7 protein-coding genes are annotated in these 10,296 nt (G+C 64.7%); all 7 read right to left on the bottom strand.

Features of this window, described 5'->3' with window-relative positions; genetic code table 11:
• Positions 1–92: 92 nt before the first annotated feature.
• Genes tagH through tssE form a run of 7 tightly spaced genes read right to left on the bottom strand, consistent with a single transcriptional unit; the run spans position 93 to position 10,204 of the window.
• On the bottom strand, positions 93–1,517 hold the full coding sequence (tagH, locus tag BM70_RS0130200; protein WP_025859475.1) for a type VI secretion system-associated FHA domain protein TagH: 1,425 nt from the start codon (positions 1,515–1,517) through the stop codon (positions 93–95).
• 18 nt (positions 1,518–1,535) lie between these two features.
• The gene (locus BM70_RS0130195) at positions 1,536–3,497 is read right to left on the bottom strand and encodes a type VI secretion system Vgr family protein (protein WP_025859474.1); all 1,962 of its coding nucleotides are present in this window, start codon (positions 3,495–3,497) and stop codon (positions 1,536–1,538) included.
• A 3-nt stretch (positions 3,498–3,500) separates the two neighbouring features.
• Positions 3,501–4,142 carry a hypothetical protein gene (locus BM70_RS0130190; RefSeq protein ID WP_025859473.1) on the bottom strand — a complete coding sequence of 214 codons (642 nt, stop codon included), beginning with the start codon at positions 4,140–4,142 and terminating at the stop codon, positions 3,501–3,503.
• Positions 4,143–4,190: 48 nt separating this feature from the next.
• Positions 4,191–6,815: a type VI secretion system ATPase TssH gene (tssH, locus tag BM70_RS0130185; protein ID WP_025859472.1), complete on the bottom strand. Its 2,625-nt coding sequence runs from the start codon at positions 6,813–6,815 to the stop codon at positions 4,191–4,193.
• Entirely contained in the window at positions 6,808–7,827 is a 1,020-nt protein-coding gene (gene tssG / locus BM70_RS0130180) for a type VI secretion system baseplate subunit TssG (protein ID WP_043274441.1), read from the bottom strand. Before tssG ends, tssH begins: the two co-directional genes overlap by 8 nt.
• Entirely contained in the window at positions 7,812–9,689 is a 1,878-nt protein-coding gene (tssF, locus tag BM70_RS0130175; RefSeq protein ID WP_025859470.1) for a type VI secretion system baseplate subunit TssF, read from the bottom strand. The genes tssG and tssF overlap by 16 nt, the downstream gene beginning before the upstream one ends.
• Positions 9,686–10,204 carry a type VI secretion system baseplate subunit TssE gene (gene tssE / locus BM70_RS0130170; RefSeq protein WP_025859469.1) on the bottom strand — a complete coding sequence of 173 codons (519 nt, stop codon included), beginning with the start codon at positions 10,202–10,204 and terminating at the stop codon, positions 9,686–9,688. The genes tssF and tssE overlap by 4 nt, the downstream gene beginning before the upstream one ends.
• Positions 10,205–10,296: the final 92 nt, after the last annotated feature.

Genomic DNA, 10,296 nt, shown 5'->3' with positions numbered 1-10,296 from the left:
CATACGCTGGGCAGTCGAATGAGGTCGCCTGTTTTTTAGGGCCGCTTCGCAGCCCAGCGCGGGGCAAGCCCGCTCACTACAGAGACCCGCACTCAAGACCTCATGCGTGCCACCTGTTCCTCGTAAGCCTTGGAGAACAGCTCGCCAAACAAGCGCTGCAGGTCTTCGTCGGCATCCTTGGCCAGGTCTTCGTAGCGTTCCACCAGCCGGTCCCATAACCGCGCCTTGCGCCGCGCCGGCATCCACTTGTCCAACGCGCCGTGGGTGGTGCGGCGTTGCTCGACCCGTGCCGGATCGAAGCGCTGCACCACCGCGCCGAGGGCTGCGCGCATGCCAGCGATCACCGCCAGTTCATGGGCCTTGAGGTCTTCGAACGAGGCATTCATGGCCTTGAGCGGGCGCATATAGGCCGGCGAATCGCCCCCCAGCATCTGGGTCAGGGCGCTGTCGGCGTCGGGGAAGAACTTGAACGGGTTGTTGGAATAGGCGCCGATCATGGTCATGTCGATATGGCTTTCGCGCTTGGTCAGGGCGCGGGCCATGAGCACGTCCATGGTGCCGGTGGTGGCGGCGCGGAGCATTTCGCCGATAAGGCGGGCGAGTTCAGTGGGCGGACGCGAAGTGTGCAGGTCCGGGAGGCCGAGGCCTTGAAGCAAGGCCTGGAGCACATCGTTGTCGTTGTTGGACGCGGTCAATGTGGGAGCGGGCTTGCTCGCGAAGGACTCATGGGCGACGGATATTTTCTGGAGGAACGCGTCATCGTCAACCTCCTTCGCGGGCAAGCCCGCTCCCACATCCAGGTCCGGCATAACCGCGGGTTCTGGTGACAGGCCGAGCAATGGGTTGTAATCCTCGGGAATCACCTGCGGCTGCGCCTGCCACAATGGCTGGTTATACGCCTGCAGTTGCGGCGCCACGTGGTCGCTCTCGGTACCGCGAAACGCGGGCGTCAGCGACGGGTTCAACCCCAGCGGATCCGACAGCGGCAGCGCCCCGTCGAACATCGAACCGCCTTCTAGGATGCGGGCACCGGCCAGGTCATCATGCAGCACCACCGGCACCACCACTTCCGGGTCGCGTACGAGCGGCGCCGGCACGTCCAATGGCGGCAACGGCGCGGCCACGGGCGGCGGTGGCGGCACAAACAACGGCGGCAGGATGCACGTGGCCAGGGCATCGTCTTCAGGCTCGGCCGGCAGCGGTTGCTCCAGATGCACATGCAGGCTGTAATCACCGATCACCAGCCGATCGCCCTCCTCCAGCAAGCGTTCGCGCCCATTGCCCAACGGCCGCTCATTGACCAGGCTGGGGTTGCTGCCCGTATCGGTCAGGTAGAAATCGGCCCCACGCCATTCGATCCGCGCATGCACCCGTGAGATGTACTTGCCCGGATCGTCCAGGGTCAGGTCATTGTCCGGCCCGCGACCGATGGAACCCCCGACCTCGGTAAAGCGGCAGATGACATCACCGGGCATCGGTTGGTCGCGGTAGCTTTTGACCAGCAGGATCAGGTTCATAGCGGGCTCCAGTCAGTGTTACTTGCCATCGTCGGCCTCCTTGGGCGGCAGCGGTACGCCGGCCGGGCCGGTGGCAGCCGACAACGCCAATGCCGTCGCGGCGGTGCCGGCCTGGGGCAATGGGATGGGAATGGTCGAAGCGAGGATCATCGCCGGGGTGAGGGTGAGGAATGTGGTGCCGACCTTCAGGGTGATGGTCGCCCCGGCTTCGATCACTACGTTCATGCCACCCTTGATGTGCACGTCGAGGCCGGCGGTCACGCCCGTCTTCAACTTGCCGTCGATGATCATGTTGGTGCCGGCCGTCATCGACACGGCGCCGGCAGCTTTCTCGTTGCGATTGCCGCCCACCGAGGAATGCCGGTCACCGCCGACTTTCTCGCGCAGGTCGTTGTCGACCCTGGAATGGCGGTCGCCGCCGACCCAGTCCAGGGAGTCCTTGAGCACACGCTGGTCGAGGTTTTTCTGCGCATGCAGGAACACCTGCTCCGCGCCCTTCTTGTCTTCGAAACGCAGCTCGTTGTAGCCACCGCCGCCCTTGGACGAGTTGCTCTTGAGGGTCGAGCGCATGGCGTTTTCCGGCAGTGCATAGGGCGGCATGGTGTCGGCGTTGTAGACGCTGCCGGTCACCAGCGGCTGGTCGGGGTCGCCTTCGAGAAAGCTGACCACCACCTCCTGGCCGATGCGCGGCGTGTACAGCGCGCCCCAGCGTTTGCCGGCCCAGCCTTGGGCGACGCGAACCCAGCACGAGCTGTTTTCATCGCGCTTGCCTTCGCGGTCCCAGTGGAACTGCACCTTGATCCGCCCGTACTTGTCGGTCCAGATCTCCTCGCCCTGCTTGCCCACCACCATGGCGGTCTGCGGACCGTGCATCAGCGGCTTGCGCGACACACACGGCGCACGGAATGGCTGCTGGCGCGACAGCGCGACGAATTCGCAGGTCAGCACCGGCTCGGGATGGTCCGGCGGTGTCGGTTCATAGGTGTCCGACGACAACCGATAGCGCGCCTCCAGCAACAGGAACTGCGCGTTCTGTTCGCTGCGCGGGTGTTCGGTCAAGGTCATCAAGGCCCCCGGAAACAGCCCCCGTGCGCGCGTGGCGCCGGTGACTCGCTGGGTGCCGGTGTGCAAGGCTTCGATCAGCGTGCGGGCGTAGGTTTCGCCCTGTTTGCGCTCGGTGTATTTGCCGGGGTAGTCGTAGCGCTCATGGCGCGACTGCGGGTAACTGCCCGCCAGGGTCGATTTGGCCAGCAGGTTGGCGCCGGGCTTTTCGAAGTCGAAGTCCTGCAAGGTATAGCCGCCCGGCTCCACCTCGCCGCTCATGCGCCAGTCATAGATCACTTCGCTCTCGCGCATGGCATGGTCTTCGGCCGGTATGAAGCGCACCTGGGCATACCCCGGTGCCGGCGAATGGGCACCGTAGGTGTCAGCCAGCACCAGGGTATGGCGCCCGGCCGCACTCTTGAAGTAGTAGTAGATGCCCTCCTGCTCCATCAGGCGGCTGACAAAATTGAAATCGCTCTCGCGGTACTGCACGCAGTAGGTCAGCGCCTTGTAGCTGCCACTCAGGCCCGAGGTGTCGACATCGGCAATGCTGTAGGGCGCGAACACCTGCTTGAGAATCTCCGGCACGCTCAGTTCCTGGAAAATCCGGCAGTCACTGCCCAACGTCAGGAACCACAGCCACGGCCGCAGCACCGCCGTGTAGGTGGCGTAGCGCCCCTGGCGGCCGGTGAACGCAAAGTGGCTGACATGCCCGTTGAAGTAGCGGCTCCCGCCCTGGGGCAGGTCTACCGCGACGGTCATCTGGGTGGCCAGCAGGTCGTCGATATTCAGGTCGGCGCGCTCGCTGTACAGCTCCAGCCGGTATTCGCTGAGCTGGGACAGGCCTTCACGGGCCTGCATGCGCCGGAACAGCAGGACGTCGGCACCCAACACACTGGTGAGCTGGATTTCGCGGTGAGCTTGAATAGTCGCCATGGCTCAAGCGACCGGGAAAAACGTCTGGATATGGATCTGATTGTTCAACTGCATATCCACGATCATGGTCGCCGACGTCACGTTGGTGAGGCTGGTGATATCAGCGCCCGGCAGGTTGGCCGCGCGCCGTGCCACGTACATGGTGGCCGGCGCCCCGTGGGCCAGCGCGGGGATCGGCAGTGTGATCGCCACGCGCCGCTCGGTGCCGTTGTCCAATTTGGCCAGCTCCGCCTGGCCAACCGCCGAGTTGAGCAAGGTCTGGGCCACCTGCACCGCATCCTGGCGATCGGCGAACGCCCCCGATGTGGACACACTCGAGCCCGCGTTCTGGCGATAGGTCGCATTGCGCTGTTGTGCCGTGGGGGTGACCCCGGTAGAAACCGAGGCAAGGTTGTCGAAGTTCTCCCAAGACCTTTTGGTCTGGTTCTCGTTGGCAATTTCACCGTTGGCACCGACGATAAAACCGCGACCATGGGAGCTGGATGCACCGGTGCGCATCAGCCGGTCGGAGATCTGCTCGCCCCGTGCATTCACATGCAGGTTCATCGCATGCCCAGGCTGCAGGCTGACCGGGCTCAAGCGACCTTCGCTGGCCATCAGAATATTGTCGACTTCAGTAAGACCGTAGTTTCGTGCAGCGGGCATGGGCTTATTTCCTTCAGGCTGATTAATGGAGAAATCGGGAACATCGGCTTAGTCGTACCGGTAACTGAACTCGCCTTGGTGGACGCCGATGTCCACCTGCCGCAACGGCTCGGCGCGCAACAGACGGTTGAGAAATTCGCTGCTGATGGCCGGCAAGACCGAATTGGTCAGAATCGCGTCGATCATCCGCCCGCCGCTTTCCAGCTCGGTGCAACGGCTGGCGATCAGTTGCACGACCTCTTCGCTGTAGGTGAACGGGAGCTTGTGGCCGTCGGCGATGCGCTTCTCGATACGCCCCAGTTGCAGACGGATGATGCGGCCGAGCATGGCGTCGCTCAGGGGGTAATACGGGATCACCACCAGGCGCCCGAGCAAGGCCGGCGGGAACACTTCCAGCAGCGGTTCGCGCAGGGCCTTGGCGATCACGTCCGGCGAGGGCATCGTCTGCGGGTGGCGGCACAGGCGGCTGATCAGCGGCGTGCCGGCGTTGGTGGTGAGCAGGATCAGGGTGTTCTTGAAGTCGATGACCCGGCCTTCACCGTCTTCCATCCAACCCTTGTCGAACACCTGGAAGAACAACTCGTGCACATCCGGGTGGGCCTTCTCTACCTCGTCCAGCAGTACCACGCTGTAGGGTTTGCGCCGCACCGCCTCGGTCAGCACACCACCTTCGCCATAGCCCACGTAACCGGGTGGCGCCCCCTTGAGGGTGGAGACGGAATGGGCTTCCTGGTACTCGCTCATGTTGAGGGTGATGACATTCTGCTCGCCGCCGTACAGCGACTCCGCGAGGGCCAGCGCGGTCTCGGTCTTGCCCACCCCGGAGGTGCCGGCGAGCATGAACACGCCCACCGGTTTGCCAGGGTTGTCGAGGCCGGCGCGGGAGGTCTGGATACGTCGTGCGATCATCTCCAGCGCGTGGTCCTGGCCGATGATGCGCTGGCCCAGGCGGTCGGCCAGGCGCAGGACGTTTTCGATTTCATTCTTGACCATGCGGCCCACGGGAATGCCCGTCCAGTCCTGCACCACCGAGGCCACGGCCTGTTCGTCGACGCTGATCAGCACCAGCGGATGCTCACCCTGCTGCGCGACCAGTTCGTCCTGCAACTGGCGCAACTCGGCCAGGCCAGCATCACGCTCATCGGACTCCGCCAGTTGGCTGCGCAGGCGCTGGATCTGCTCCACCAGCGCCAGCTCGTTGTCCCAGCGCCCTTCCACCTCATCCAGACGCGCGCGCTCACTGGCCAGCAAGGCGTCGACCGCGGCGCGACGGCTGGCGGTTTCCACGCCGATGGCGGTCTCGCGTTCGATGATTGCCAGCTCGGTTTCCAGGGACTCGATACGTCGCCGGCTGTCATCCACCTCGGCCGGCGTAGCGTGCAGGCTGACAGCAACGCGGGCGCAGGCCGTGTCGATCAGGCTGACGGCCTTGTCCGGCAGTTGCCGCGCCGGGATGTAGCGGTTGGACAACCGCACCGCCGCTTCCAGCGCCGAATCGAGGATATGCACCTGGTGGTGGTTCTGCATGGTCTCGGCGATACCGCGCAGCATCAGCAAGGCCCGGGCTTCATCCGGTTCATCCACGTGCACTGTCTGGAAACGCCGGGTCAGCGCCGGGTCTTTCTCGATGTGTCTTTTGTATTCGGCAAAGGTGGTCGCGCCCACCGTGCGCAAGGTGCCACGGGCCAGCGCCGGCTTGAGCAGGTTGGCCGCGTCGCCCGTACCGGCAGCACCGCCCGCCCCCACCAGGGTGTGGGTCTCGTCGATAAACAGCACCACCGGCTTGACGCTCGCCTGTACGTCGTCGATCACCGAGCGCAGGCGCTGTTCGAACTCGCCCTTCATGCTGGCGCCGGCCTGCAACAGGCCCACATCGAGGGCGAGCAACTGCACGTCTTTCAAACCTGGCGGCACATCTCCACGGGCGATGCGCTGGGCAAATCCCTCCACCACGGCAGTCTTGCCGACGCCCGCCTCGCCCACCAGGATCGGGTTGTTCTGGCGCCGACGCATCAGGATGTCGATCACCTGGCGGATCTCTTCATCGCGGCCGACGATGGGGTCCATCGTGCCGTTGCGCGCCTGCTCGGTGAGGTCGACGGTGAAGCGCTTCAACGCCTCCCGGGGCGTTGCCGAGGCCACCGCGCCGAGGTCTTCGCCGGGCGCCTGATAGCCGTCGCTCGCAGCCATGTGCGCCTCGGGAGAGTCCTTGAGCAAGACGCCAAACTGTTCGCTGAAGTCATCGATACCGACTTTGTTGAATTCGCGGGAGACGCCGTACAAGCCGTTGCGCAGGCCCGGGGTTTTCAGCAGTGCCAGCAGCAAATGGCCCGAGCGCACCTGGGAGTCGCCGAGCATCAGGGTGGCGTAGACCCAGGCGCGTTCTACCGCTTCTTCAACCTGCGAGGACAAATCGGTGACTGACGTCGAGCCGCGGGGCAAGCGGTCGAGGGCGGCGGTCAGGTCGCGAGCCAGCACCGCCGGGTCGATGCCGTAATGACGGATCAACCGCAGCAGGTCCGAGTCGGTCAATTGCAGGATCTGCTGCAACCAGTGCACCAGTTCCACGTAAGGATTGCCGCGCATCTTGCAGAACACGGTACTGCTTTCAATCGCCCGGTAGCACAGGCTGTTGAGTTTGCCGAAAAGCGCGACGCGACTGATATCAGCCATGGGCAGGTCCTTGAGAGAGGTAAGAGATGCGCGGGTTGATCAGCAACTGCCGATCATCCTGCTCGGGGGTCTTGCTGCTGAGCCAACTGGTCCAGCCGAGGGGCGCGGAACCGAGGCGCAAGCCAGGCAGTTGTTCTTTCTTGACGATCAGGTTGACGTCCCAGTCCATCGCCAGGCCGACGTATTGGCGCACCCAGTCCTGCACGCGCTGCAGGCTGTCGCCACCGGGCAGCAAGCGACGGGTTTGCGCCAGGTCCAGCGGGCCGATCAGCAGGCGGAACTTGTGCTGGGTGTTCCAGATTTTCCTGCCCATCACCGTGGTCTGGCCGAGCGCGGCGGCGTCGGGACCGCTGCGCAGCGCGCACAGGCCGTCGCTGGGTAATGTCATCCAATGGCCGACGAACTGCTCGACCTGCACCGGTACGCCGAGGTAGTCGCTCAGCAACGCCGCCAACCCCTCGGCATTGCGGGGTTGCGGGCCCAGGCGCCCGGCGAAGTGCAGCTTGGCCACATCCGGCACCGTGTTGCGCCCCAGCAACGACGCTTGGCCGATGCCGATCAATGACCCCAGGTAGTGAGCAAAACGATCGGCCCCCGGCCGGTCCAGGCTGACCGTCGGCTGGGCGCTGGCCCAGGCACGGTAGAACAGGCTGATCAGGCGGTGATGGAACACATCGCAAAACGCCGTGAGCGTCGGGTCGTTGTGGTTGCGCTGGCGGTCGCGAATGTATTCGGTGAGATGAATCGGCAGCGGCCCATTGGCGCCCATCAGGCCGAAGAAATTCAGCAACAGCTTCGGTGTCGCGCCCGGCGTGAGCGCGGCGATCATTGCCGGTTCGAACGCCAGCGATGGCTGCTGACCAAAGCGCACCGCTTCATCCGCCGGGCGCGCGGCCTGGCCGATACGCGGCAAGTGCGGGAACGCGCACTCCAGTTGGCGCAACGCTCCATAGAAATCGAAGCGCGCCGGGTGCGCCTCGAGGGCGCCGAGCAGGGTCAGAGGATCTCGCATCTGCCCACCCGCGCCGGCCACTGCATGATCACACCCCGGGTGGTGCTTTTGATCAGCGTTTCCGTGAATGAATTGAGCGACACGTACTTGGCAAAGAACTGCTCCAGCACCGAGCCCAGCACGAAGACGCCCGCGCCTTCGAAGGCAGCTTCATCCAGCGTCACGCTGACCTGCAAGCCACGGCCATAAGTGATCGGCCCCGGCAACGGCAGGCGTCGCACGATGCTTTCGGCCGTTACCGAGCGCAGGCCGTCGATCTGCTTGTGGGCGGCCTCGTCTTCGATGCGGCAATACAGGCGCAGCAGGTCGCGCAACGCGCTGGCACCCTGCTCTTTGTCCTGGTCCAGCAGCGACAGGTAGTTGAGCGACAAATGGCTGACCAGGCGCCACGCCGTTTCGCCTTCGGCGAAGGATGGCGCCGGCACGGTGGGCCCGGCCACACAACGCACCGCCTGCACGGGCGCGCCGGACTCGACGTTGAAGTCGGTGCGGCCACTGCCCACCGGCATGCTCAACACCAGGTCGCGGTTACTGCACAGCGTGTCGATGCCCAACTGGCGCAAATCACTGCGGTGCGGGGCTTCCTGAGCGTCCACCAGGGACACGAACAACTCACTGCCGATGTAGCTGGAGCGCGGGCCTTGGCGGCGCTGTTGTTCGGACAGCACCCGCGTATCGCGGCGCACCTGGTAATACGCCTTCGGTGGCGTGCGCGCGTGCAAGTCATTGGCGCGGTAGAACGACTCGAACGTCTGGCGGGCCTCGGCGCCACTGCCATAGCCGGTCACGTCTTCGATCTGGTAGATCTCGTAATCCATGGGCCGCGTGCGGTCGGGGATGACGTGGTATTCCGATTGCTGGTCCGACAGGTGCACGCGCTCGGCGCGCATCGGGAACAGATTGATCGCGGGGGTGCAATGCAAGCCGAAATTGGCGGCGCTGAGGCTTTGCTCCAGCACCGGGTCGAGCTTCTTGAACAGCACGATCACGTCCAACTGTTCGGCGCTGCAGCGGCTCACACTGTTGGCCAGCCCCGCCACCTCGGCGAACATGAAGCGCTGGGGCATGGCGAAGTATTCCTGCAGCAGCCGATAACCCTGGAACGAACGCGGGCCGGTCGGCAGCAAGGCTTCGCTGTCGCTGTAACCAAGGCTGCGAATCGCGCTTTTGGGCAGGAACTGGTGCCAGTCCACATGCTCCTGCACCGGCATCACCAGTACGCCGGCGGCCTGGGCCAGCAGGTGTTCGAGGATGCGCGACGGCATGGCTTCGCCGCCACGGATATGCAGCGGCAAGTTGTCGAGGGCCAGCTCGCTGACGGTCAGGCCAGCACCGGCTTTGAGGCGCAGGCGCAGGGCTGCCTTGACCCCGCCGAGGCGCGACAGGTCAACGCCGGCCACCTGGGCACCGCAGGCAAAGTAGCGCGCCTCGACCAGTTCCACCGGCCACAACGTCACCTCATGGGCCGTGCGGAACTCGCAGGCGGTCTGGTCGCCCTTGCCCAACTGGCTGTGCAACGCGGTGCCACGCGGCACCTTGAACCCGGCGGCCAGCGCGCCTTCACTCATGTCCGGCTGTAACTGCACCACCGCCATCGACGGCGTCGGCGCCAGGTATTGCGGGTAGACCAGCTCCAGCAGGTGGTTGGTGAAGCGCGGAAACTCGGCGTCGATCTTCAACTGCACCCGCGCCGCCAGAAAGCTGAACCCCTCCAGCAACCGTTCCACATAGGGGTCGGCGCAGGCGTAGGTTTCCAGGCCCAGGCGTGCGGCGACCTTGGGGTAGTCACGGGCGAATTCACCGCCGACTTCCCGCAGGTGCGCCAGTTCACGTTCGTAGTAGCGCAGCAGTTTGGCGTTCACCGCACGTCCCTTGTCTCGATATCGAAGACCCTGGCTTCGCCTGCTTCCAGGTCGAGTTCGGTCTTCAGGTACAGGCGCTCGGGCAACGGCTGGCCCCAGAGTTCGCCATGAATTTCAAAGGCCATCTGATTAGGGCTGGCCGTTGCGCCCGAGGGTGCGACCGGCACCACTCGCACACTGCTGCGTAAAATCCGCGGTTCGAAATCCCAGATCGCCTGGCGGATGCGCCGCCCCAGCGCTTCTCGGTTCAAACCGGCGGCGGTCTTGCCGGCAAGATCCGGCAGACCAAAATTGACCACCGACTGCATCGCCAATGGATGCGCGCTCAGGTCGCGAAAACTGCCCAGGCTGGTGCTGTTGAGCAGCCACCCCAGGTCACGCAACACCGCCTGGCGCAACCCGCGCATGGACAGCACGCGCTTGTCCCGTGGTTCCACGGTGTGCTCGGTGTCGTCATCGCTCAGGCGATCGAGCAACGACGGTTGCAGGCGTTCGCGACTGGTGAGTTCAGCCATGGGGTTGAGTCTTCCTCTAGAGGGGGTGGATCTGGCTGGTGTGGTTGTGGTTGTGGTGAGCGGGCTTGCCCCGCGCTGGGGCGCGAAGCGGC

This window comes from Pseudomonas sp. CHM02, from assembly GCF_000612585.1.
GTDB lineage: Bacteria > Pseudomonadota > Gammaproteobacteria > Pseudomonadales > Pseudomonadaceae > Aquipseudomonas.
This window is presented reverse-complemented; position numbering and strand designations above follow the sequence as displayed.